Annotated in this window: 19 protein-coding genes and 2 pseudogenes; 13 read left to right on the top strand and 8 right to left on the bottom strand. The window is 69.7% G+C overall.

Annotated features, from left to right (window positions below; translation table 11 throughout):
• Positions 1–661 precede the first annotated feature (661 nt).
• Positions 662–4,033, top strand: a complete 3,372-nt coding sequence (locus ACZ4SA_RS06215; RefSeq protein WP_468270799.1) for a DNRLRE domain-containing protein — start codon at positions 662–664, stop codon at positions 4,031–4,033.
• Positions 4,034–4,090: 57 nt separating this feature from the next.
• Here ACZ4SA_RS06215 and ACZ4SA_RS06220 read toward each other — a convergent pair whose 3' ends face one another.
• A complete protein-coding gene (locus tag ACZ4SA_RS06220; RefSeq protein WP_468270393.1) occupies positions 4,091–4,777 on the bottom strand; it encodes an SMI1/KNR4 family protein in 687 nt (228 codons plus the stop codon).
• 133 nt (positions 4,778–4,910) lie between these two features.
• Here ACZ4SA_RS06220 and ACZ4SA_RS06225 point away from each other — a divergent pair.
• Positions 4,911–5,078 (top strand): annotated as a pseudogene (locus ACZ4SA_RS06225) (Scr1 family TA system antitoxin-like transcriptional regulator); the annotation flags it as partial.
• An 18-nt stretch (positions 5,079–5,096) separates the two neighbouring features.
• On the opposite strand, the gene ACZ4SA_RS06230 reads toward ACZ4SA_RS06225, so the two are convergent.
• Positions 5,097–5,846 carry a transposase gene (locus ACZ4SA_RS06230; protein WP_468270394.1) on the bottom strand — a complete coding sequence of 250 codons (750 nt, stop codon included), beginning with the start codon at positions 5,844–5,846 and terminating at the stop codon, positions 5,097–5,099.
• A gap of 128 nt (positions 5,847–5,974) precedes the next feature.
• On the opposite strand from ACZ4SA_RS06230, the pseudogene ACZ4SA_RS06235 reads away from it, so the two are divergent.
• The 3 genes and pseudogenes from ACZ4SA_RS06235 to ACZ4SA_RS06245 form a co-directional block, all read left to right on the top strand.
• Positions 5,975–6,321, top strand: a pseudogene (locus tag ACZ4SA_RS06235) (Scr1 family TA system antitoxin-like transcriptional regulator); the annotation flags it as partial.
• Positions 6,318–6,524 carry a DUF397 domain-containing protein gene (locus tag ACZ4SA_RS06240; protein WP_468270396.1) on the top strand — a complete coding sequence of 69 codons (207 nt, stop codon included), beginning with the start codon at positions 6,318–6,320 and terminating at the stop codon, positions 6,522–6,524. The pseudogene ACZ4SA_RS06235 and the gene ACZ4SA_RS06240, both read left to right, overlap by 4 nt.
• A 276-nt stretch (positions 6,525–6,800) precedes the next feature.
• Entirely contained in the window at positions 6,801–7,397 is a 597-nt protein-coding gene (locus tag ACZ4SA_RS06245) for an NAD(P)H-dependent oxidoreductase (RefSeq protein WP_468270398.1), read from the top strand.
• A gap of 70 nt (positions 7,398–7,467) precedes the next feature.
• On the opposite strand, the gene ACZ4SA_RS06250 is transcribed toward ACZ4SA_RS06245, so the two are convergent.
• Positions 7,468–8,322: an ATP-grasp domain-containing protein gene (locus tag ACZ4SA_RS06250; protein WP_468270400.1), complete on the bottom strand. Its 855-nt coding sequence runs from the start codon at positions 8,320–8,322 to the stop codon at positions 7,468–7,470.
• A gap of 66 nt (positions 8,323–8,388) precedes the next feature.
• Positions 8,389–10,536: a hypothetical protein gene (locus ACZ4SA_RS06255; RefSeq protein ID WP_468270402.1), complete on the bottom strand. Its 2,148-nt coding sequence runs from the start codon at positions 10,534–10,536 to the stop codon at positions 8,389–8,391.
• 144 nt (positions 10,537–10,680) lie between these two features.
• On the opposite strand from ACZ4SA_RS06255, the gene ACZ4SA_RS06260 reads away from it, so the two are divergent.
• Positions 10,681–11,283: a TIGR03086 family metal-binding protein gene (locus ACZ4SA_RS06260; protein WP_468270404.1), complete on the top strand. Its 603-nt coding sequence runs from the start codon at positions 10,681–10,683 to the stop codon at positions 11,281–11,283.
• 271 nt (positions 11,284–11,554) lie between these two features.
• On the opposite strand, the gene ACZ4SA_RS06265 is transcribed toward ACZ4SA_RS06260, so the two are convergent.
• Positions 11,555–12,130, bottom strand: coding sequence for a TerD family protein (locus ACZ4SA_RS06265; protein WP_468270406.1), 576 nt, complete (start codon positions 12,128–12,130; stop codon positions 11,555–11,557).
• Positions 12,131–12,382: 252 nt separating this feature from the next.
• On the opposite strand from ACZ4SA_RS06265, the gene ACZ4SA_RS06270 reads away from it, so the two are divergent.
• Both ACZ4SA_RS06270 and ACZ4SA_RS06275 read left to right on the top strand, forming a co-directional pair.
• On the top strand, positions 12,383–12,790 hold the full coding sequence (locus tag ACZ4SA_RS06270) for a BlaI/MecI/CopY family transcriptional regulator (protein ID WP_468270408.1): 408 nt from the start codon (positions 12,383–12,385) through the stop codon (positions 12,788–12,790).
• 4 nt (positions 12,791–12,794) lie between these two features.
• Positions 12,795–13,727 (top strand): M56 family metallopeptidase, encoded by a 933-nt coding sequence (locus ACZ4SA_RS06275; RefSeq protein ID WP_468270410.1) that lies wholly within the window; start codon positions 12,795–12,797, stop codon positions 13,725–13,727.
• A 77-nt stretch (positions 13,728–13,804) separates the two neighbouring features.
• Here the strand turns inward: ACZ4SA_RS06275 and ACZ4SA_RS06280 are convergent, their stop codons facing one another.
• From ACZ4SA_RS06280 to ACZ4SA_RS06290, 3 genes are all read right to left on the bottom strand, one after another.
• Positions 13,805–14,260, bottom strand: a complete 456-nt coding sequence (locus ACZ4SA_RS06280) for a tellurite resistance TerB family protein (protein ID WP_468270412.1) — start codon at positions 14,258–14,260, stop codon at positions 13,805–13,807.
• Between the two features lie 106 nt (positions 14,261–14,366).
• Positions 14,367–15,356, bottom strand: coding sequence for a sporulation protein (locus tag ACZ4SA_RS06285; RefSeq protein WP_468270414.1), 990 nt, complete (start codon positions 15,354–15,356; stop codon positions 14,367–14,369).
• Positions 15,357–15,433: 77 nt separating this feature from the next.
• Positions 15,434–15,652 (bottom strand): hypothetical protein, encoded by a 219-nt coding sequence (locus ACZ4SA_RS06290; RefSeq protein ID WP_468270416.1) that lies wholly within the window; start codon positions 15,650–15,652, stop codon positions 15,434–15,436.
• A 326-nt stretch (positions 15,653–15,978) separates the two neighbouring features.
• Here ACZ4SA_RS06290 and ACZ4SA_RS06295 point away from each other — a divergent pair, with 326 nt between their 5' ends.
• From ACZ4SA_RS06295 to ACZ4SA_RS06315, 5 genes are all read left to right on the top strand, one after another.
• Entirely contained in the window at positions 15,979–17,313 is a 1,335-nt protein-coding gene (locus ACZ4SA_RS06295) for a hemolysin family protein (protein WP_468270417.1), read from the top strand.
• Entirely contained in the window at positions 17,310–18,329 is a 1,020-nt protein-coding gene (locus tag ACZ4SA_RS06300) for a hemolysin family protein (RefSeq protein WP_468270419.1), read from the top strand. Before ACZ4SA_RS06295 ends, ACZ4SA_RS06300 begins: the two co-directional genes overlap by 4 nt.
• Before the next feature lie 201 nt (positions 18,330–18,530).
• Positions 18,531–19,865, top strand: a complete 1,335-nt coding sequence (locus tag ACZ4SA_RS06305) for a hemolysin family protein (protein WP_468270421.1) — start codon at positions 18,531–18,533, stop codon at positions 19,863–19,865.
• Positions 19,862–20,884, top strand: a complete 1,023-nt coding sequence (locus ACZ4SA_RS06310) for a hemolysin family protein (RefSeq protein WP_468270423.1) — start codon at positions 19,862–19,864, stop codon at positions 20,882–20,884. The genes ACZ4SA_RS06305 and ACZ4SA_RS06310 overlap by 4 nt, the downstream gene beginning before the upstream one ends.
• Before the next feature lie 197 nt (positions 20,885–21,081).
• Positions 21,082–22,476, top strand: coding sequence for a DUF4158 domain-containing protein (locus tag ACZ4SA_RS06315; RefSeq protein ID WP_468270425.1), 1,395 nt, complete (start codon positions 21,082–21,084; stop codon positions 22,474–22,476).
• The last annotated feature ends 2 nt before the right edge of the window (positions 22,477–22,478 follow it).

Consider the following 22,478-nt stretch of genomic DNA (forward strand, 5'->3'; position numbering starts at 1 on the left):
AAAGGTGATGGAGACTGGGGGGGGTGGTTTCGAACCTCAAAGGGGGGGGGGGAGGGGGGGGGGGGGGGGGTGGGGGGGGGGGAGGGGGTGGGGGGGGGGGGGGGGGGGTGGTTTGCCCCCCCCCCCCCCCCCCCCCGCTTCCTCAGGGTGCCTTCGGCCAGAAATCCATCACGTACCGCTCGACCCCGTATGCATCACCTTCGGTGCGAGTCACTCTTTCGACCTCGGCACGTGACCGGCGTCGACCGGAGCCCCGCAGCACGAGTGGAGACGCTCCGACCCGCCTAAGCCAGTGTGATCATTGCCGCGTTTGCGAGCCGACGGCCGCTTCAACTCGCCTCTCTCCGACGTCACATGCGAGCCATGGCCGATAACTCGCTGCGCTCCTCCACCGCTTCCGCCTAGTGTCCTGTGCTCGCGCACGTATTCGCACAGGCGTTTGCATTCCTTACAGGGAAGGGCAGGAACGTTCGTGTCTCCGTACAGACAGCCAGTGGGACGGCGCCGGGCACGTATCGCGGCCGGTGCCTCGCTGCTCCTCGTCGCCGAAGTCGCGCTCTTAACGGGCGCCACACAGCCGACCAGCGCCGCGTCAACGCCGAAGCCGGACGCGGCCACGGCGGTGCAGCAGCCGTCGAAGGCCGACGTCCTCGAATCGGACATCGCCTGGGCAGCCGAGCACGCCAAGGGCTCCAAAGCGTGGGCCGTCACAGAGGCGAGGCGCACCGGGAAGAAGGTGGACGTCACCGATGAGACGACGGCCACCACCCACACCGTCGCGAACCCGGACGGCACGCTGACCACCGAGCTCACCACCGGGCCCGAGCGGGTGTGGCGTGACGGTCAGTGGCGGAAGGTCGATGCCACCCTCACCACCGCGGCAGGCGGCGAGGTCCGGGCAAGGTCCCACCCGAGCGGACTCCGCCTGGCCGGGAAGAGGGGCAAGCCGGCGGCGTCGCTGAGCGCGGCGAGCCAGGCCGCCCCGACGGACCTGGTCACGTTGGGCAGCGGAGACCAGTCCGTGACGCTGCAGTGGAAAGGCGGCCTCCCCCAGCCCGAACTTCACGGCACGACCGCCCGGTACAAGAACGCCGTCCCCGGCGCCGATGTGATCGTCGAAGCGACCCGCACCGGGTTCGAGCAGTTCGTCGAGATCGCCCAGAAGCCGACCGCGGGCAGCTACGCGTACACGCTACCCATCAGGGCCAATGGGCTGAACGCGAAGGCGAACCAGGACGGCTCGGTGTCCTTCACCGACACCTCGACCGGTGAAGTGCGGGCGACGATGCCCGCCCCCGTAATGTGGGACGCCTCGGTCGACAAACGGTCCGGAAAGCACGAGAACCGGGCCCGGGTCGGGATGGAGGTCGTCAACAAGGGCCGCGGCGCCGTGGACCTGGTCATCACCCCGGACGCGAAGTTTCTCGCCGACCCGGCCACCCAGTACCCGGTGACGGTCGACCCGTCGACCTCCGCCCTGGGCAACCTGTTCGACACCTACGTCCAGCAAGGCGAAACCGTCGACTGGTCCGGCGACACCGAGCTGGACTTCGGCAACCCGGGCACCAAGAACGCCGACGGCACCTACCGCACAGCCCGTTCCTTCATCACCTGGAACACGGCTCCCATCGCGGACGCCCTCGTGTCAAAGGCGACCCTGTCGCTGTGGAACTTCCACTCGGGCAACACCGACTGCACCGCGCAGCCGTGGGAGGTGTGGACGGCAAACAACGCCACCACCTCCAGCCGCTGGACGAACCAGCCCACCATGGGCGCGAAGTACGCGACCTCCACCGCCACCCGCGGCAACCCGGCCTGCACCGCTACGGACGGCTGGATCACCGCCGACGTCACCACTCTCGCCCAGTACTGGGCCGGCCAGAAGTGGAACGTCTCCGGCATGGGGCTGCGCGCCTCCAGCGAGAGCGACATCCACGAGTGGAAGCGTGTCAACTCCGCCAACAACACGGCCAATCAGCCCAAGCTGACCGTCACCCACAACTACCGCCCCTCGGACGGAACCAGCCGCCAGGCCGGCGCGCCGTTCAAGTCCTACGCCGGCGTGTGGGCCGTCAACACCACCACACCCATCCTGCGTGACACGTTCACCGACGCGGACGGCGACCAGGTCAACGGCACGTTCCAGGTCTACGACGCCGCCACGAACACGCCCATCACAACGCCGCTCGGCGAGGGGCTGCTCCTGTCCCCCTACGGCGAACAGGGCAAGCCGGTCAGCGTGACCGTACCGGCCGGTCAGCTCAAGGACGGCCGGACGTACAAGTTCCGCACCAACGCCTACGACGGCACGCACTACAACCTCAACTGGTCCCCTTGGACCCAGTTCGTCGTCGACACCACCGCACCGGCGGCTCCTTCGAAGGTTACTTCGCCCGACTATCCCGAGGGCGCGTGGACGCCGAACAAGGGCGACGGCAAGTTCGATATCACGCCTGCGGCCGGTGACGATGTCCGAGGCGTCGAGAGCCGTACCAACGGTGGCGCCTGGAGTGCTGAAAAGCCCGCTGTCGCGGGCCAGCCCAGCACCGTGACGGGCACACCCGCTGAGCGTGACATGAACCGGACCGAGGGGCGCACAGTCGACCGCGCGGACAACAAGGGCCCGGAGAAGGCCTACGACTACGGCACGGGCAAGGCTCCGATCAGCGGCGACACCGCCGTACCGGATTCCGGCGAACAGCCCGAGGAGCCGGTGGACCCGGAGGAGGAGCCGTATGAGGAGGTGGACACTCCAGAGAAGCAAGCCTCCCCGGACGGCGTCACGACCGACCCGCAGCCGGGGGACCGGAGCCACTGTCACAAGACCGACAGCCCTGAGATCGAGCTGTGCCAGAGCCGTACCTACAACGCAGAGATAGGAACGGCGGCGAAGGCGCTCGCGGCGCCCGCCAACCCTCTTGTCCCCTGGTGCAACGACCCGACCGTCGGCGGATACACGCTCACCCGCGATGAGGGCTGCCACAAGATCGGCGTAGTGGCCCAATGGTGGCGAATCAGCCCCAATGAGCCGCCCAAGCTCATCGGCACGGCCATGTTCCTCGTCCGCGAAGAGATCAAACTGAACACGAAGGGCACGAAGGGCGCTGAGTGGCTTCAGCAGAACACCATCGCGCCCCTGTCCATCGACGGCGCGCTCGGCACCGTAACGCTCGACTACTGGGACGTCACGTGTGGCGGTGACCCAGTCTGCCAGAGGGAGTTCGTCGGCCCCGAATTCACCGGGCCGACCTCCTGGACCACCACCTCCTCGGTTACCGAACAGACGGTCCAGACGCGCAAGTTCACCTGGAAGACCGCCGCCGCCGGTCAGCAGCAGAAGTTCGACCGGGGCAACTTCCTCGGCTTCAAGGCGTCCGCCGCGCCCGCCTCGGTGAAGATCACCGAACCGAGTTGGGTGTTCTGGGAGCAGGTCCGTTGCGACCAGATCATGCGCGCCAACACCTCGGTGGGCTGTGTCTTCCCGAAGTACACGCCGACGTTCAACCTGAAGCTGAAGAACGCCGAGGGTGCCGCCCTGTACTACCTGGAGATGCGGGACAAACTCGATTGGCATCCCGGCAGTAAGAATCACAACAGTCCTTTGCGCCGTGAATTCGACGGAGCGAAGGCAGATGCCAACCGCGGGGTTGTCTGCCCCAAGAGCGGGGCGTACCAGCTCGTAGCGCACCCGCTGGCCACTCCCGATCCGGCGAACAAGAACGCGGCTGTTCAGTGCGACGAATACTCCTTCGCAAGCACAAAGGAAAGTGGCGGAGCGACCGGGGTCGCCAACGGAGGCGAATGCCTCCAGGCGTACGCGCGCAAGGGTGGTGACGGCAAGTGGCGTGTGTACGACGATGAGCGCCCGCCCTTCGGCGGCACTCCCACGTACAAGGAGAAGTGCGCCCGAGCGTCGATGCACGGTGGTCAGAACGAAACGGCAGGTCGGCGTCTCAACGGGTTCTATTCCAAGCAAAGGATGCTGGACGAAGATCCGTATTTCATTGACGCCCCAGGCCTGGTCAGGCCGTAGCGCGTAAGAAGAAGGGGCCCCGTCCATCTATTGGGCGGGGCCTCTTCACATCGGATGCTATCGCTCGATCCGCCAGTCAAGGCGATTCACCAGATCTCCGTCGATCACCACCGGCGCCCCGGACAGTGGGGGGTCGGTGATGGTCAGTGGGGTCTGGATCACTTGGGGGACGTAGCGGTACGTTCGCCCGCTGCCCTGGACACCCGCGCCGGATTCAAGGCCGTCCGCGATCTCGTCGAGCATTTCCCCCAGGCTCGCCCACCGGATCACGCCCCACGGATCCGAACCTTCATAATCGATCTCCCGGACGCTTCCGTAGGTGTCGCCAGGACGGTGGTCGACCGCGAGGTACTCACCGGTATTGGTGACTGCAATGGGCACCCAGAACTCGTATGCATTCGGCGGATCCCACGGCCCTTCCGGACCTTCGGGATCCAACCCGTCATCCGCAAATTCGCTGCGGAAGTCATCAAAAGCCTCCCCGAAATGCTGCGGACCACCCTCCATGCCCTCAGCCTTGACCGGGGAGTACCGGAACGGCCATAGGGAACTCCCTGGCAGGGCACCGTCGTGAATCCGAAGCCATTGCACAAGGTGGGGATGAAGCGGATACGGGAGGGCGTCCTGGAGGGACTGGATGGCCTCTTCGGAGGCCGGCGGGTGCAGCTCGGAGAGAGCACTGGTGCACTGGTGCTCTCGGAGCCAGGTCTCGATGCGTTCCCAGGCGCGCATGAGGTCGTCCATCGGAGCATCTTGACACACAGCTGGAAACCATGGGGAGACCGGCCTCGATTCGTCAGCGCGGTTCGGTCGCTGACCGGTCCGGCGGTGGAGAGCCGGCCGGAAAGCCCCGCAGAAATGGTACTTCGAGTGGACCGAGGCGGCTGAGCTGCACTTGTATGCGGTACAGGCAGTGCCGGGTCTCCTGCAAACCGAGGAGTACACCCGCGCACTACTCACCAAGCGTCGCCCTCTCCTGACGGAGGAGACCATCGAGCAGCGGGTATCTGCCCGTCTCGCGCGCCAGGAAATCTTCAGCAACTGGCTGCACCAGTGAGCGTTTTCAGCGTTGCCTCTCCAGGGTGAGGACAGCTTTGGCGATGACGGTCATGCGGTTCGGGCTGATGCGGGATCTGCGGAAGATCTGCCAGGACTTCAGCCGTGCCATGCCGCGTTCGACCGGTGCCCGGGCTGCGGCCAGGGCCCGGTTGACGGTGCGCTGGGTGAGGGTGAGCTCGCCGCCCGGTGGCCGTTTGAGTCCGGTGGTGACCCAGGGGCCGGCGCCCGTGTAGGCACGGTCGGCGAGGACGGGGGCACCCTGGCGTTCGCAGATCCGGATCATCCGGTGGGTACGGGCCGCGGTGAGGTCATGAGTGCGGCCCGGCAGGGCGGGTGAGATCCACAGCAGCTCGCCGGCCGGATCGGTGAGGACCTGGACGTTCACGCCGTGCCGGCGGTGCTTGGCCGAGTAGTCCGCCCGGCTGTCACCGACGCTGTCGCACTCGGCGAGAGTCCCGTCCAGCAGGACGAAGTCCGGATCGTGCTCGCGCAGCGTCTTGAGCAGGCCAGGGGCTCGTTCGGCGAGCAGGCCGGTCACGCTGGTGACGTACGCGTGGACGGTGCCGACGGATATCCCGAACCCGGCCGCGATCCGGGCAAGGGTGTCGTGGCGGCGTAGGTACACCAGAGCGATGAGCGCACGCTGGTGCGGCGGGAGTTTGCAGCGGCGGTCACCCTCGCGGGTGACGATGAGCATGGTGACCCACTCGACCAGGGCGTGAGGGAGGTCGAGTGCGGCAGGATAGGGGACCAACAGGGCTCCTGTGCCGGTGGGTTGAGACGTCGAATACCTCCCTCAACGGCACGGGGGCTTTGTGCGTTGCGGCCCTCACCTCGACCTGACCGGCGTCACCCGATCAGTGGCCACGCTGAAGGCGCTCACTCATGAGTTTCGCCATCGAGGTGGCGGTTCTGCGTCGCCCCTACGGCGGCAAGTCCGTTCTGCGTGGCCAGTTGGAGCACCTGCTTCTCATCGGTGAGAAGCGCAACGTGGAGATCCAAGTCATGCCACTTGATCGGGAGGACACGCCGGCGTCGATGGGCCGTTCACCTTGATCACCCGCAGAGCCGGAGCACAGGTCGCGTACTTGGAGGTAAAGGGCCGCAGCACCTTGCTCACAGATCCGGAGGAGGCCCGAGCCATCGCGGCGCGCTATGGGATTGTCCGAGAGGCCCTCACGCCACGAGAGTCGCTGGCATTCGTCGAGAAGTTGCTGGGAGAGCTATGAAGATCGCGGGGACCAACACAGCGGCTGCCGAGCTGATCTGGCGGAAGAGCAGCTACAGCGGAGCCGAGGGCGGCGAATGCGTGGAGGTCGCACCCTCCCCCGGCACGGTCCACGTCCGCGACTCGAAGATCGCGGCGGGGCCGACGCTGCGGCTGGCCGCCGAGGATTGGGCGGCCTTCGTGGAGTTCGCCGCGCGAGACTGAGCATTCAAGAAGGATGACGCCCCGGCACCGGAGTGTTCCGGTGACGGGGCTCCTTCTTGTACGCGTCTGTACGCGAGCCTCAGTCGGCCTTCTTCGCCCGACCGCGCGTCTTCTTCTCCGGTGCTGACCGGCCATGCCGGGGGGGCTGTACCAACTGCAGGCACACGGCCGACTCAGAGTCGTCCACCCAGCGGTGCCGGGCGGGGCCTACGATCCGGTGTCAAGGCGGCCGAGTGGTAGGCACCGGCCTACATCGTTCCGGGGGATCGGGGACACATGCGCATCGGGGTCTATCTCGCACATCCGCGGCCGGGCAGTTTCAACCACGCCCTCTTCGACGCGGTCGCCGACGAGCTGCGGGGGCGCGGGTGCGAGGTGCTCGCGCACGACCTGTGCGCCGAGGGCTTCCCGCCGGTCCTGACCGCCGGCGAGACGGAGACGGTCCGGGCGTCGGACGAGGCGCCCGATCCCCAAGTGGCCCTGCACCGCGCGGAAGTGGCCTCGCTGGACGCCGTGGTGTTCGTCCACCCCAACTGGTGGGGCATGCCGCCGGCCGTCCTCACCGGCTGGGTGCAGCGGGTGCTGGTGCCCGGCGTCGCGTACAAGCTCGGCAGCGCCGACGGCGAGCCCGTCGGGCTGCTGACGGCGGGCCGGGCACTCGTGCTGAACACCTCGGACACGCCGGCCGACCGGGAGGAGGGCGAGTTCGGGGATCCGTTGCAGCGCGTCTGGTCCGCGTGTGTACTGCCGTACGTCGGAGTCGACGACGTACGGCGGGTGGTCTTCCGTACGGTCACCGACTCGACGGAGCGGGAGCGCGCGGACTGGCTCCGGCGGGCGAGGAGCGAGGCCGCTGCGCTGACGTCCCGGTGACCGTTCTGCCACGCTCGCGCCGCCGCGCCGCCGGGCCGCCGACGGCGCCCACGTGCCCTGCCCGCCGGCGTCAGCCGAGGGCGGGCGGCGCGGGCCGGTCCAGGAAGCGGTGCAGGGACGCCGTCATCGCGGTGACGAAAGCGTCCCGCGTCGGCTCGGGGAGCAGATCGAGGGACAGATACGGGTTGAGGTCCTCCAGCTCGACCAGGAGCAGGTCACCCGTCCTCGTGCGGCAGGCGTCGACGCGCTGGACGCCGTGGTCGAGGGTGTTCCAGTCAATGAACTTCTTCGCGAAACGCAGGTCCGCCTCGGTGGGCGTGTACGGCTCGAGGACCCACCGCTGCGCGGGGTCGGTGGCGTACAGCGCGTACTGGAAGGCGTCGTCGACGAAGTAGAAGGACACCTCGTACCGGAAGTCCACCCGGGGCTGGACCAGCAGGTCACCGCGTGCGGCGAGCTTGGCCAGTTCCTGGCGCGGGACGAAGTCGAGGCCTATGGAGTCGGCGCCCGCCTTCGGCTTCACCGCGTACTCGGCGGTCTCCGGCAGCCGCGCCAGGTGCTGCGGCCGGTCGACGGTGGGGATGACCGGGTAGCCGGCCACCGTCAGGTCCAGCAGATACTGCTTGCCCGCCATGTCGCCCCGACCGCCCAGCGGGTTGTACACGCGGGTGCCCGTCGCCGTGGCCCGCTCGCGGAACGCGTCGTACTCCTTCTGGTAGTGGAGCACGGGACCGCTGTTGCGGACGACGACCGCGTCGAAGGCGTCCATCAGCTCGGCGGCGTCCAGCGGATGGCACAGCGCGGGACGGAAGTCCTCGCGCAGGCGTGACGTGAGGAAGATGTCCTCGTCGCAGTAGCGCCGTCCCCTGGCCGGATAGGCGAGGTCGGTCACGAACAGCAGGCGGGGGCGGGCGGGCACGGGCATCTCCTCGGGCGGTGGGACTGCGGCCAACCTATCCCCCGGCCCGAGGCGTCCGGACCCGGCCGGAGGTCAGCGCCGGCGGGACAGCGAGCGCTCCGCGGCCTTCCTCGTACGGCCCGCCGCGGCCGCCACCGCACGGTTCGGGTGGTGGGTGTGCAGGCTGTCGAGGACGCGCAGGGACGTGGCGGGATCGGCGGCGGCCAGAGCCTCCACGAGCGCGGGAGCGCCGCCCGGCCAGCCGGCGGCCGCCGTGTCGAAGGCCGGGAGGAGGGTCGTGGGCGGGATGTCGGCCGGTCCCGGGATGCCGTTGTCCCCGGAGTCGTCGCGGCGCTTCACATGGGCCAGCATGTCGTCGATCCAGCGCTGGTCCAGCTCCTCGACCAGCACCGTGGCGCGCGCGGGGGGCGGCACCGCGTCCTCGGGCACGGACTCTCCCCGGGCCAGAAGCAGTCTGCGGGCGGCGGCGCCGATCACCGGATCGCCGAGCGCGGCGCGCAGCACGGTGCCGGGGACCGCGGCGAGGTCGAGGCGGGCGAAGTACTCGGATGTACGGGCGGCATTGACGTCGTCGGCCTTGGCCGCGGAGATGGCGTCGAGGAGCTTGCGCCAGGCCTCGTCCGTGCTGCCGCGGCGCGCGGCCCAGGCTGCCAGCGCGGCGGCGCCGAGCCGGGTGGGCCAGTGGCGGGTGGCGGCGACGGTCTCGGCCGCGTTCCAGCCTTCGACGGTGTCCTGGTCGGGGGCGGCGACATGGCCGACGGTGAGCACGTGGCGCATGACGGCGGCGCCGAGCGGGGTGAGCCCGTAGGTGTCGCCGGTGCGGAAGACGCTGCCGGTGGCGGCCAGTTGGTCGATGAGCGCCGCCAGGCCCCGCGCCGGCGCGTCGAGTTCGGCACGGTCGGCCTCCGTACGTCCGGGCATGCCGAGCAGCACGGACAGCTCCTCGGGCGACGGGGTCTCGTAGGCGTCGGCGGCGCTGCCCGGTACGGGCGTCGGGGCGTCCTCGAGCTCGGTGGGCAGACCGTCCGCCTTCGCGTCGGCGATCTTGCGGGCGACCGAGTCGGGGGTGCTGCCGCGTTCGTAGAGCGAGTAGAGGAGGTGCGCGGCGTCGAACGAGTACGCGTCCTCCGGGCCGGTGACCGGCGGCAGCCGTTCGGCCTGCGCGGCCAGGAGGTCGGCGGCCAGTTCGAGGAGTTCCTGCGGGGTGCCCCCGGTCCACACGTCGGAGGCCGGGCCGGGGAGCCCGCAGCGCTCCGAGACCTCGCGCAGTTCGTCGTCGAAGGCCCCGGACGCCAGGGCGGCGGGCAGGGGCGCGGCGTGCAGCAGGCCCTGGATCTCGTCCGGTGCGGGGACGGCCGCCGGGGGCGGCAGCGGGACGGCGGAGTCGCCGTAGTAGTCGAGGTGTTCGTCGAGCATGTGGTCGGCGAGTGCCGCGTGCGGCACGGACTCCGGGCCGGGGGCGAGGGAGGCGTGCCGCCCGGCCAGTGCCCCGTCGAGGCCGGCCGCGGTCCACCGGTCGGTGAGATCCGCCGCGATGTGGTCGAGTTCGCCGGTGAGCGCGTCGTCGGGCCGGTCGGCGTCCAGGGGTGGCGCGGGCAGCAGCGGGCCGGCCGGTGACGCCGCCCGGGTGTCGCGGGCGAAGGCCTCGAGCAGCGCTTCGGTGAGCCGGGCCCGTACGGAGAAGGTCCGGTCGGCGAGGTCCGAGCGGTGCAGCGGCTCGGGGAGGGCGGGCCGGTCCGCGTGCGGTGTGCTCTCGTGGGCGTCGAGCCAGGCCCGTACGGCGTCGGCGTCGTCGCGGTCCACGCCGTCGGCGCTCATCAGCGACGCGTACCAGCGGGGCCAGGTCAGGTTCAGCGGGTCTGCCATGGCGCGGCGGAACTCGGGGACGGCTTCCTCGACGGCGGCGACGAGCTTCGTGTGGCGTTTGGCGTTGAGGCGGCCTGCGGCCCGTACGCGGTCGGCCAGGGCGGCGAGGATCGCGGGCACGGCGTCGAGCTCCTCGTCGGCCGCGTACAGCAGCTGGGGCAGATCCTCGTGCAGGACCTGCCGCACCAGCTGCGGCGTGGGCTCGGGCACGCCCGCCCTGCGTTCCGCTCCGCGCAGCGCGAGCATCGTCAGCACCGCGTCGGTGGTGCGCACGGGCAGCGCTGCGCCTCCGTCCCGGGACACCCAGGTGAGGAAGTCGTCGCGGCCGGTGTTCAAGGCGTTCGTACGAGTCACTCGTGGAGCGTATGAGGGCGGACGGCGCCGGAGATCCTTCCGGGCCGGGTGTTAGCCCGATCGGGCGAGCGATCACCTCCGCAGGGCGCGGAGCCGCCGCGTCCGGGGCCGATGAGTTCCGGCTTCCCGGCCGGTCACCACTGTATGGACACCTCCGACGCGACACCCGTACCCGACCTCACACCCGCCGCCCACGCCGTCGCCCGGCTGCTCGACGCGATCGGTGACGAACAACTGGGGGCTCCGACGCCCTGTCCCGACTACTCCGTGCGCGAGCTGCTGGCCCACGTCGACGGCTTGTCCCTCGCCTTCCGCGACGCGGCGCGCAAGGACCTCGGCCCGACGACCGGCACCGACCCCGGCGGCGCGCTCCCGATGCTCGACGAGAAGTGGCGCACCGTGCTGCCCCGGCGGCTGGACGAGCTGGCGGAGGCCTGGCGTGAGCCCTCGGCGTGGGACGGCATGACCCAGGCCGGCGGGGTGGACCTGCCGGGGCAGCTCGCCGGGCGCGTCGCGCTGAACGAGCTGGTGATCCACGGCTGGGACCTCGCGCGGGCGACGGGGCAGGAGTACGACCCCGGTGAGGCGAGTGCGGCGGTGTCGTACGAGATCGTGCGGCCGACGGGTGACGACTCGATGCGGGACGGAATCTTCGGCCCGCCGGTGGCCGTGCCGGACGACGCGCCGCTGCTGGACCGGGTGGTCGGGTTCAGCGGGCGGCGGCCCGACTGGCGTCCGGGTGACTGACGACGCGGGCGGCGGGGCGGGCCCTCCGCGACGGAACCGGACGACAGAGCAAACAGCACGTTTCTGGTCACGCCTGCAGGTGCGGATGCCGGCGGCCTTGCTCCGGCTTCGGCCATGATCGGGGGGACGGCTGCGAGCGGCTCAGGGCCGTGCGGGTCCGTCGGTTGCCGTGGTGCCGCTGCTGCCGTCCGGACCGGTGCGGTCGACCTGACGTGCCGTTGGGGCGTTGGCTGGATCGCGGCGCGATGTGCACCGCGTCCGGAGCACCGGGTCAGACGTTGACACCGAAGTCGGAGGCGATTCCCGCGAGTCCGGAGGCGTAGCCCTGGCCGACGGCGCGGAACTTCCACTCGGCGCCGTTGCGGTAGAGCTCGCCGAAAACCATGGCGGTCTCGGTCGAGGCGTCCTCGGAGAGGTCGTAGCGGGCGAGCTCGGCGCCGCCGGCCTGGTTCACCACGCGGATGAAGGCGTTACGGACCTGCCCGAAGCTCTGTCCGCGGGCCGTGGCCTCATGGATCGAGACCGGAAAGACGATCCTCGCGATGTCGGCCGGTACGGCGGCAAGGTTCACCTTGATGGACTCGTCGTCGCCCTCACCCTCGCCGGTGAGGTTGTCGCCGGTGTGCTCGACCGACCCGTCAGGGCTGGTGAGGTTGTTGTAGAAGACGAAGTGCCGGTCGGAGACGACCTTTCCGGTCCCGTTCAGCAGCAGTGCGCTGGCGTCGAGGTCGAAGTCCGCGCCGGAGGTCGTCCGCACGTCCCAGCCGAGGCCGACCAGTACGGCGGTCAGTCCAGGGGCCTCCTTGCTCAGTGAGACGTTGCCGCCCTTGCCGAGGCTGACACCCATGTCACGTCCCTTCCCCGCTACGAGTTCTCGGATCGCCGGCCGCTGAGGCCGATGGAAATCCACACCACTGTAGAAACGATGTAGAAGGCGGGCAAGGGATGGTCACGCCACCTCGGTGGTCGCGCGTCACACACGATGTGACAAGCGGTCGACGCCGGGAGAACCGCAGCCGACGGCAAATCTCCCTCGCTCAGTACGATGAACCCGCTCCAGCGTCGGACGCGCGGGCCGGAGGGACGGGAGGGAGACGGCATGACGGGCCAGAACCAGGGCGGCACCCCTCGACAGCAGCCTCGCCGGCGAGGTCAGGGCGAGTTGGAGGGTCAGGTGCTGGCTGCGCTGCGCGACGCAGCGGGGCCGGTGAACACCGCGTGGGTACAGGAGCGGCTCGGTGGCGATCTCGCCTACACGACCGTCATCACCATCCTGACCCGGCTGCACGCGAAGGGCGCGGTCTCGCGCGAGCGGGCGGGCCGGTCCTTCGAGTGGACGCCGACCGCCGACGAGGCGGGTCTCGCCGCCCTGCGCATGCGGAAAATGCTGGACGCGGAGGCGGACCGGGAGGCAGTCCTCGCGCGTTTCGTGACGGCGCTCCCCCCGGGCGACGAGCAGTTGCTGCGCGACCTGCTGGCTCAGGCAACGGACGAAGGGGAAGACTGACCGCATGGGGGTCTTCGTCTTTCTGCCGCTGGTACTGCCCTTAAGCGCATGGCCGGTCGCGCGGCTGGCCGAGCAGCATCTGCACCCACGGACAGCCACATGGCTGCTCTCGACGGCCGCCGCGGTGCTCGCGCTCTGCAGCACGCTCTGTCTGGCTCTGCTCATGGTCGTCGGCACCGCCCAGCTTCCTGGTAATCCGCTGCCCGACGGCTGGTCCGACCCGGAGGTCCGTGAGGCGGTCCCTCACGACGAGGTCGCGGGCAAGGTCGCCATCCCCGCACTGATGGTCGTGCTCGCATCGTGCTGCAGAGCCGTGTGGCGGCATCACCGCGTACGACGCCGGGCTGCCCGGGCGCTCTCCGCCATGCCGCCGCGGCCGGTGGCGGTGCTGCCGGACGAGGTTCCGTACGCCTACGCCCTGCCCGGTGGGCGCCTGGGCCGGATCGTGGTCAGCAGCGCGATGCTCGCCGCGCTCGAACCGCCCGAGCGCCGGGCCCTGTTCGCGCATGAGCGTGCCCATCTCGCCGGTCGCCATGACCGCTTCCTGCTGACGGTGCAGTTGGCCGCGCGCGCCAACCCGTTTCTGCGTCCGCTGAGGACCGCGGTGACGTACACGGCGGAGCGGTGGGCGGACGAGGAGGCCGCCGTGGCGGTCGGGAGCCGGCGCGTCGTGGCTCGTGCGATCGGCAAAGCCGGCCTGGTGACGCGCGGGGCGCCCGTCGCGACGCTTGCCGGGTTCGCGGCCGTCGGACCGGTCCCGCGCAGGGTGGCGGCCCTGCTGGGGCCGGCGCCCGCGGTGCGCGTATGGCCGCCGCTGTCGACCACGGTCGGTCTCGCCGCCTGGGGCGCGGCGGCCGGTACGACGGTCTCGGCGCTGTCGTCCGCCAACTCGGCCGTCACCCTCTTCTTCATCCTGAAGGCGGCAACGCCCCTGTGACACTGCGCTGACGAACGCGGCGACGATTCCGCCGGCGTCGCCGCGCAGGACGACGGGGCGACGCCGGACGGGGTGTGTCAGAGGTCGAACTCGTGCGGCGGCAGGTCGAGCGCGTAGCAGGCTTCGCGGACGACGGCCTGCTCGGTCTTGTCGAAGTCGCCGTCGGCGCCGCCGATGACAATGCCGATCTGGACGACGGCCCGCGCCTCGGCGGGCTTCTTCTTCGCCTTGGCGATCTCCTGCATGACGCTGACCTTGCCGAAGTCGAAGTCCGCCGTCAGCTTGTTCAGGTTGTCGTCGAAGCGGCGCTGCAGGTCGCCGGCGGGAAAGTTCTGCAGCACCTCGTTGGTGGCGATCAGTTCCGCCACGCGGCGCCGCTCCGACGGATCGATCGTGCCGTCGGCGGCCGCGACCAGCGCGCACATGGCCATCGACGCATCACGGAAGGCACCGCTCTTCAAGTCGTTCTTCTTCGCCATGAGCTGGGTCTGCATCGTCGATGCGGATTCCTTGAGGCGGTCCCAGAGGGCCATGAGAACTCCATACGCGTCAGGGGCGGTCCGGGCCGGACGGGAGGGCCGGTCCGGACCACCATCTCTTCTACAGTGATGTAGAAGTTATCAGGGTGACGCCGGAGGCTCAGCCCTCATCCTCGTCGCCTTCGAAGAAGTCGCCCACCTCATCGACGACTTCGGCCGCGACCATCCCGCCGACGACACCGACCGCAAGACCGGCGGCGCCGGCCGCGACGACCGTCCCCATGCCGGGGCCGGACCGGTGGCCGTGGCCTTCGTCGTGGTGGTGGCCGCCGTGATGCGAGTCGCCATGGCCGTGTGCGGAGTGGGTCCCGTAGGACGAGCGGTGCTCGACGAGCTGTCGCACCCAGTTCTCGACCTCGGCGTTCCAGTCGGTGTGCCCGACGTCATGCCCTCTGACCGTGAAGCGGGTCAGAGCATCATGGCCGCCCGCGAACAGGCCACCTCGCTTGTCGGCCTCCAGGACCACCTCCATGCCGCCGGGAGCGGCGAGGAAGGTCACCTCGATCTCGTTGACGGCGTGCGCGTACTGCGGAGCGGGCGTCAGCTCGATCTCCTGGTAGAAGGGCAGCTGCTGCCCTGTGCCGCCGATGCGGCCGTACTCGAGGTCCGCGGACCTGAACCCGAAGCCGGTCTGCCCGAACGCTTCCAGGATCGCCTCCTGGACAGGCAGTGGCCGTACTGCGAGCGCGTCGAGATCGCCCTTGTCCTTGGCTCCGGCGACTGCGAGTTCCGTGCGCACGCCGAGGACGATTCCGAGCGGCTGACCGTGCAGCACGCTGATCGGCGTCTCCCACGGGAGAGTCACCGCGAACGGCACGCTTCGCTGCTCGCCCTCGGCGAGTCGGAAGCCGCCCCCGACGACGAACCGCTCGAAGACGACGACGCCGTCGTGCTCCCCGTCATCGGTCTCCGCCTCCACGCGGGCGACCAGTTCCAGCGTGATGTGTTCGATGCCGAAGTCCGTTTTGCCGCCCATGAGGTGGACCTCACCGGTGAGGCTGCCACCGGGCGGCACCGCCCCGGAAGTCAGGACCGTGTCCACTGCCGGGCCGCCGACGCCGACAGAGCCCAGCAGGCGCTTGAACACCATCGTGGCGTTCACTCCTTCGTGATGCTTGTGATGTCCGAGTGTGCCGCCGCCCCAGGGCCGGGCCGGCGGCCCGGTGACTACTTCGCCGCATCCAGGGCGGCCAGCGCCTGCGCCCAGCGGACGTACTTGAGGTCGGCGAGGTCGGCGACGGTCCCGACACCGAACGCCTCCTTGAGGAGCTCGCCGTCCCGGTCCGAAACCCCCTTGAGCGCGGCGACGGGTGCGGCGAGAACCTCGGCGAGCGGCTTGTCCGCCCACGCCTTGTCCAGCACCTTGCTCAGATCGATGGACGTCATGGCAAACCTCCGGCATTGAGACCCAATATCTACACTCGTGTAGAAGCATAGGGGGTGGCGGGCGCCGCCAGGGATGAAACCCGGCCTTCGTCGACGAGTCCTGAAACAGCCCCGGCACAGATCTGGCGGCAGCTGGTGAAAGTCGCGACCCGCGCCGTGCCACCCTGTTTGCCATTCCTTTACAGTGGGTGTAGAAACCCGGTTCTTGGTGCTTCTGCCACCCCCTGCACGAGAAGGAGCAACGGACCCCCGATGGGTGAACCTCCCAGTACGAGCCGTGTCACCGCCTGCCGACGCCGGATGAGCGAGGAAGCGGGGGTGGCACGGTGACCGAGATACTGCTGCTCCTGCTGGCCCTGGCACTGACGCTTGCTTGTGCGCTGTTCGTCGCGGCCGAGTTCTCCTTGACCACCGTCGAGCGCGGCGAGCTGCAGCGCGCCGTCGATGCCGGTGAGCGTGGTGCCGACAGCGCCCTCAAGGCCGTACGCAGGCTGACCTTCCAGCTTTCCGGTGCCCAGCTCGGCATCACCGTCACGTCCCTGGTGATCGGCATGCTCGCCGAGCCTTCGCTCGCCGCACTGCTGCGCGGCCCGCTCGAGGCCGTCGGACTCGGAGCGGCGGCCTCGCCCGTCGCCACCGTCCTCGGTGTGATCGTCTCCACCGTGATCCTGATGGTGATCGGTGAGCTGGTGCCGAAGAACTGGGCCATCTCACGGCCGCTGGCCGTGGCCAAGGTGGTCGCAGCTCCGCAGCGGGGCTTCACGGCTGCCTTCGGGCCGTTCATCCGGCACCTGAACAGCACGGCGAACCGGTTCGTGCGCCGCTTCGGCCTGGAGCCGGCCGAGGAACTTGCCACCGCCCGCACCCCGGAGGAGCTCGTGGCACTGGCCCAGCACTCGGCGCGCGAAGGAGCGATCGAGCAGGACTCCGCGGAGCTGTTCGTACGAACGCTCCACCTCGGCGAGCTGACCGCCGAGAACGTGATGACCCCGCGCGTGGACGTCATCGCCCTCGAAGCGCACGCCACGGCAGCTGACGCCGCCAACCTGACCTTCGCGACCGGCCTGTCCCGATTCCCCGTCTACCGCGACAGCCTCGACGAGGTCGTCGGTACGGTCCACATCCGGGACGTCCTCGCACTGCCTCCTGAGCAGCGTGCGGCGACCCCGGTGCTTTCCATGGCGACCGCTCCCCTGGTGGTGCCGGACAGCCTGCCGGCCGACCGGCTGCTGGAGCGGATGCGTGCCGAGCGCACGATGGCCGTGGTCATCGACGAATACGGCGGCACGGCCGGCATCGCCACGGTGGAGGACATCGTCGAGGAGGTCGTGGGCGAGGTACGCGACGAACACGACCCGCTGGAGACCCCCGACCTGCTGCCCGCGCCGCCGACCGGCGACGGCCGCTCCTCCTGGGAGGCGGACGGCAGCGTGCGCATGGACCGGCTCGTCGGCATAGGACTGCTCGCACCGGACGGCCCTTACGAGACCGTGGCCGGTCTGATCGCCACGCGCCTGGCGCGGATCCCGGTCGAGGGCGACTCGGTCGAGGTGGCCGGATGGCGCCTCGACGTCCTGGACGTCGAGCACCATCGGGCTGACCGGGTGCAGATCACCGCACCGGCCCGCCTCACGCAGCAGGACCTTCAGGAGGCCCGATGACCACGCTGCAGCTGTTCATCGGGGCCCTGACCCTGTTGACCAACGCCTTCTTCGTCGCCGCCGAGTTCTCCCTGATCTCCGTACGCAGGAGCCAGATCGAACCCGCCGCCCGCCAGGGCGACAAGCGGGCCCGGATCACCCTGTGGGGTCTGGAACACCTCTCCCAGATGATGGCCACCGCCCAGCTCGGCATCACCGCCTCGTCCCTGGTGCTCGGCGCGGTCGCCGAGCCTGCCATCGCCCATCTGCTCGAGCCGGCCTTCGAGGCCGTCCACATCCCGCACGTACTGGTGCACCCGATCGCCTTCGTCATCGCGCTCACCGCGGCCACGTACGCGCACATGCTGATCGGCGAAATGGTCCCCAAGAACATCGCCCTCGCCGCACCGGCGAAGACCGCCCTGCTGCTCGGGCCTGTGCTGGTCGCTCTGACCCGCGCCCTGCGGCCGTTGGTGTTCTCCATCAATGCCTTCGCCAACGTCCTGCTGCGCCTGATGAAGGTCGAACCGAAGGACGAGGTCGCATCAGTGTTCACCGACGGCGAGCTGGCGCGCATGGTCGACGACTCCAGCGAGGCCGGGCTGCTCTCGCCGGCCGACGGCGAGCGCCTGCGCGACGCCCTGGAGCTGGGCACCCGGCCGGTCGGCGAGATCCTCGTGCCCGCCCGGCGAATGCACAGCGTCGATCACACCGTTACGCCGGCCGGCCTGGAACGGGCCGCGGCCGCGGCCAAGTTCTCCCGCTTCCCGGTCAAGGGCCCGAGCGGTGCCGTCCTCGGCTACCTGCACATCAAGGACACCCTCGGCGTCACCGACCGCGACAGGCCCTTCCCCCGCGCCGCACTGCACCCCGTCACCCGGGTCCGCATCGACACCCCGCTGGACGACACCCTCACCGCCCTGCGCACGGACGGCAGCCACCTGGCCGCTGTCACCGGCGCGACGGGCGCGATCCTGGGCTACGTCACCATGGAGGACGTCCTCGCAGAGCTCGTCGGCCCGGCGGCCACCGCGTAGCCGACCGGTCACCCCGGGGCGGGTGCGCCGCCCGACACGCGGTTCCTCCGCATCACTGCCTGGGAATCCATGCGCACAACCCCGCTTTTCCTGATCACCCTTTCCGAAGGAGCGCTCCTTGTCCGCCAGACCGACGGACCCTGTGGGCCACAGCCCCCGACCACTCGGCCCTGACCACCGCACGCGCCCGGGTGGTGCCCGGTGACCGCCGTGCTCGGCCTGCTGGCGGTCCTCGTCCTGACCGCGGGCACCGGCTACTTCGTCGCCCAGGAGTTCGCCTACGTCGCCACCGACCGCCTCGCACTCGCCCGCGAGGCCGAGGCGGGGGACAAGCGCGCCGCCCGGGCGCTGAAGGTGCTGGAACGGCTCTCGTTCATGCTCTCGGGAGCGCAGCTCGGAATCACCGTCACCGGCCTGGTCGTCGGCTTCCTCGCCGAGCCTTCCGTCTCGGCCCTGCTGCGGCCCGTGCTGGAAGGCGTCGGCCTGTCCGGCGGGGCGGTCACCGCGATCTCCGTCACGCTTGCCTTCGTCCTCGCCACCATCGTGCAGATGGTGCTGGGCGAGCTGGCGCCGAAGAACCTGGCGCTGGCCGTTCCCGAGCGGCTCGCCAAGTCACTCGCACCGTCGACCCTCGTCTACCTGAAGATCGTCGGGCCGATCGTGCACGTCTTCGACGGTGCGGCGAACAAGCTGTTGCGCAGGGTCGGCATCGAGCCGGTCGAGGAACTGCACCACGGCGCCACCCTCGAAGAGCTGAGCCACCTGATCGGCGAGTCGCACGAGCAGGGCCACCTCCCGGCCGATACGGCCGAGCTGCTGGACCACGCGGTGGAGTTCTCCGAGCGCACCCTCGGCGAGGTCATGGTGCCTCGCGCGGACGCCGTGTTCGTCCACAAGGACGCCACGGCGGCCGCGGCGGTGGAACTCATCGCGAAGCACGGCCATTCCAACTATCCGGTGTTCGGCGACCACCCCGACGACGTCGCGGGTGTTCTCGGCGTACGGGACCTGATGAGCCTGCCGACAGGCCGCTTCGAGACCACCACAGCAGGCAGCGCATCCCGCAGTCCCCTGCTGCTCCCGGACACGCTGCCACTGCCGGACGCCGTGGCGCAGATGCGTGAACGGGACGACGAGTTCGCGGTCGTCCTGGACGAGCACGGCGGGGTCGCCGGCGTCGTCACCTATGAGGACATCGCCGAGGAACTCGTCGGCGACATCGCCGACGAGAGCGACACGGTGGTCGAACTCGCCGTCGCCGACGGGGACGGCTGGCTGGTCGACGCCGGGCGCCGCCTGGACGAGATCGAGGACGCGACGGGCATCGACCTGCCCGAAGAAGAGGACTACGACACCGTTGCCGGACTGATCATCGACCGCCTCGGCCGCTTCCCGGCCATCGGCGACAGGCTCACCATCGACGGCGTCGACATCCACGTCCTCACCCTGGACCGGCACGTCCCCGAACGCGTACGCATCGAGCGCACGCAGCATGCCGAGGCCGCCGGGCATTCCGCCGAGGAGGCGCAGTCATGAGCTTTCCGATGGCCCTCTTCGTCACCGTCCTGCTGCTGATCGGCAGCGGCTTCTTCGTCGCCGCCGAATTCGCCCTCGTCGCCGCCAAGCGCCATCGCATGGAGAAGGCCGCAGCCGACGGACAGCGGGGCGCCAAGGCTGCCCTCGCGGGCATGCGTGAACTGTCCCTCATGCTCGCCGGCGCCCAACTCGGCATCACCATCTGCACCCTGGGACTGGGCTCCATCTCCAAGCCCGCCATCTCCCACCAGGTCGATCCGCTGCTGCACGGTCTGGGCGTGCCCAGCGGCCTCAGTTACGGCATCGCCTTCGCGTTCGCCATGATCGTCGTTGTCTTCCTGCACATGGTCCTCGGCGAAATGGCCCCCAAATCCTGGGCCATCGCCCACCCCGAGCGCTCCGCCATGCTGCTCACGCCGCCCTTCCGCGCCCTGGTCAAGGCCGTACGGCCGCTGATCTGGCTGCTGAACAAGGTCAGCAACGCCCTGGTGCGCCTGTGCCGGGTCCAGCCGCGCGACGAACTGGCAGCTGTCCACAACCGCGAGCAACTCACCCACCTCGTGGCGGAGTCGGAGCGCCTGGGTCTGATCAACAAGGTCGACTCCGAGCTGATCACCCGCTCGCTGACGGAACCGCAGACCGCGGTCTTGGAGCTCCTTACACCCGCGGATGCCATCGTGACCGTGCCTGCAGAGGCCGACCTGGACGCGATCCTCGCCCGGGCGACCGAGGCCGACCGCTCCCGCCTCCTCGTCGTCGACGGCGACACCGTCCTGGGCTCCGTCCATGCCCGTGACGGGCTTGTCGCCCGCACCCGCGGCCGTGTGGTGACAGCCCGTGAACTGGTCCGACCCGTTCCGGAGCTGCGGGAGGCCGACAGTGTCTCCTACGCGCTCGAGCAACTGCGCAGAAACCGGGCCTCGCTGGCCGTCGTCCGAGCGGAAGACGGCCGACTCGCAGGACTGATCAGCCTGGACGACCTGATCGCCCGGCTGATGGGACTCCAGCGGGCGCAGTAGGGGGCGCCGTAGTATCCGCCGCGAAAACAACGAATATGGCGCTCACGGCGTCTGAGCTGCCGTGTTGTGTCTGATGCACCCCTCTGCCCGGTCGAGGGGAACCCGTATGTCGTGCCTTGAGGTGTGTCTGGATCGTTCACTGCTTGGTGCGGTAAGCCGCTGATACGACAGGGCGGCCGCGGTGAGGGGTGGGATCGGTGGCGACCCGTGTGTTCGCGGACGACGAGCTGGCGCGGCTGCGCGGGTTTCCGGAGATCAATAAGGAAGAGCTGATCCGGTTCTTCACGCTGATGCCGGCGGACGTGGGCTTCATCGATCCGGGGTGTGGCCTTAGTCCGAAGGACCGGCTGGGGCTGGCGGTCCAGTTGTGCACCCTGCCGTGGCTCGGGTTCGTTCCGGACGATGTCGCCTCAGCACCCCCGGCGGCGGTGGCCCGGCTGTCCGAGCACCTTCAGATCCCCGTGGGCGAGTTGCGGTTCTACGGCGAGCGGAAGCAGACCCGCACCGGACACCTGCGCGAGGTGACCCGATACCTGAACTGGAAGCTGGCCAAGGCGCTGGAGCTGAAGGAGCTGGACGAGTTCCTGCTCGCCCGCGCGATGGAACACGATTCTCCGTCGCTGCTGTTCCGGCTGGCCTGCGAGCACTTGACGTCCTCGCGGGTGGTGCGGCCTGGGGTGGTGAAGCTGCAGGAGCGGGTGGCCACGGCGCGAGCGGAGGCCGGGCGGGAGACGTATCAGCGGGTGCAGCATCTGCTGACGCCGAAGTTGATGGGCGAGCTCGACGGGCTGCTGCCCGTTGACTCGGCAATCGGGACGACGCGGTTGAACTGGCTGTCCAAGGGCGCGACCGGGGACTCGGCGAACGCGGTGAAGGCGGAGCTGGACAAGCTGGGGTTCCTGCGCGACCTGGACGCCCACACCCTGGACCTGACAGGCCTGCCGGCGGAGCGGCGCCGGTTCCTGGCGACGGTCGGGCGCCGACTGACCGCGCAGTCGCTCGATAGGCGTGAGCCGCAGCGCCGTCACCCGATCCTTTTGACGGTGCTCTCGCAGTCCGCCGCCGATGTGCTGGACGAGGTCATCAGCCTGTTCGACCAGGCCGTCTCCGCGCGGGAGAGCCGGGCCCGCATCAAGATGCGGGACGAGCTGGCCGCCCGCGCCGCGGCCGGAGAGGGACGGCAGGCCCTGCTGGACGAGATCCTGCCGGTCCTGGTCGATATCGGGATCGAGGACGAGATGGTCGGCGCTCTGCTGCGGAACACCATCGGCATGGAGCGGCTGCGCGCCGCTGTTGCCCAGGCAAGTGGCAGGCTGCCGCGCGACAACGGGCATCTGGCGATGCTCGACAACTCCTACTCCTACCTGCGGCAGTTCACCCCGGACGTGCTGAAGGCGATCAGCTTCACCGGCGGCCCGGGCGCCGAGGCGCTCATGGAGGCCGTGGCGATCCTGAAGAAGCTGAACGCGGACGGGGCCCGGAAGGTCCCCGACCATGCGCCGACAGACTTCGGTCCGCCAAGTGGGCCGGCTACCTGGAGCAGGCCGCGCGGGAGAAGGACGTCACGGCATACCGGCACTTTTGGGAGTTGACG

Source organism: Streptomyces sp. NPDC027962 (genome assembly GCF_055566095.1).

Coding starts and splice junctions, on each gene's coding strand:
- ACZ4SA_RS06220 (WP_468270393.1), bottom strand. CDS start 4,777: ATGGACGACCTCATGCGCGCCTGGGAACGCATCGAGACCTGGCTCCGA.
- ACZ4SA_RS06240 (WP_468270396.1), top strand. CDS start 6,318: ATGAAGATCGCGGGGACCAACACAGCGGCTGCCGAGCTGATCTGGCGG.
- ACZ4SA_RS06245 (WP_468270398.1), top strand. CDS start 6,801: ATGCGCATCGGGGTCTATCTCGCACATCCGCGGCCGGGCAGTTTCAAC.
- ACZ4SA_RS06250 (WP_468270400.1), bottom strand. CDS start 8,322: ATGCCCGTGCCCGCCCGCCCCCGCCTGCTGTTCGTGACCGACCTCGCC.
- ACZ4SA_RS06260 (WP_468270404.1), top strand. CDS start 10,681: ATGGACACCTCCGACGCGACACCCGTACCCGACCTCACACCCGCCGCC.
- ACZ4SA_RS06265 (WP_468270406.1), bottom strand. CDS start 12,130: ATGGGTGTCAGCCTCGGCAAGGGCGGCAACGTCTCACTGAGCAAGGAG.
- ACZ4SA_RS06270 (WP_468270408.1), top strand. CDS start 12,383: ATGACGGGCCAGAACCAGGGCGGCACCCCTCGACAGCAGCCTCGCCGG.
- ACZ4SA_RS06275 (WP_468270410.1), top strand. CDS start 12,795: ATGGGGGTCTTCGTCTTTCTGCCGCTGGTACTGCCCTTAAGCGCATGG.
- ACZ4SA_RS06280 (WP_468270412.1), bottom strand. CDS start 14,260: ATGGCCCTCTGGGACCGCCTCAAGGAATCCGCATCGACGATGCAGACC.
- ACZ4SA_RS06285 (WP_468270414.1), bottom strand. CDS start 15,356: ATGGTGTTCAAGCGCCTGCTGGGCTCTGTCGGCGTCGGCGGCCCGGCA.
- ACZ4SA_RS06290 (WP_468270416.1), bottom strand. CDS start 15,652: ATGACGTCCATCGATCTGAGCAAGGTGCTGGACAAGGCGTGGGCGGAC.
- ACZ4SA_RS06300 (WP_468270419.1), top strand. CDS start 17,310: ATGACCACGCTGCAGCTGTTCATCGGGGCCCTGACCCTGTTGACCAAC.
- ACZ4SA_RS06310 (WP_468270423.1), top strand. CDS start 19,862: ATGAGCTTTCCGATGGCCCTCTTCGTCACCGTCCTGCTGCTGATCGGC.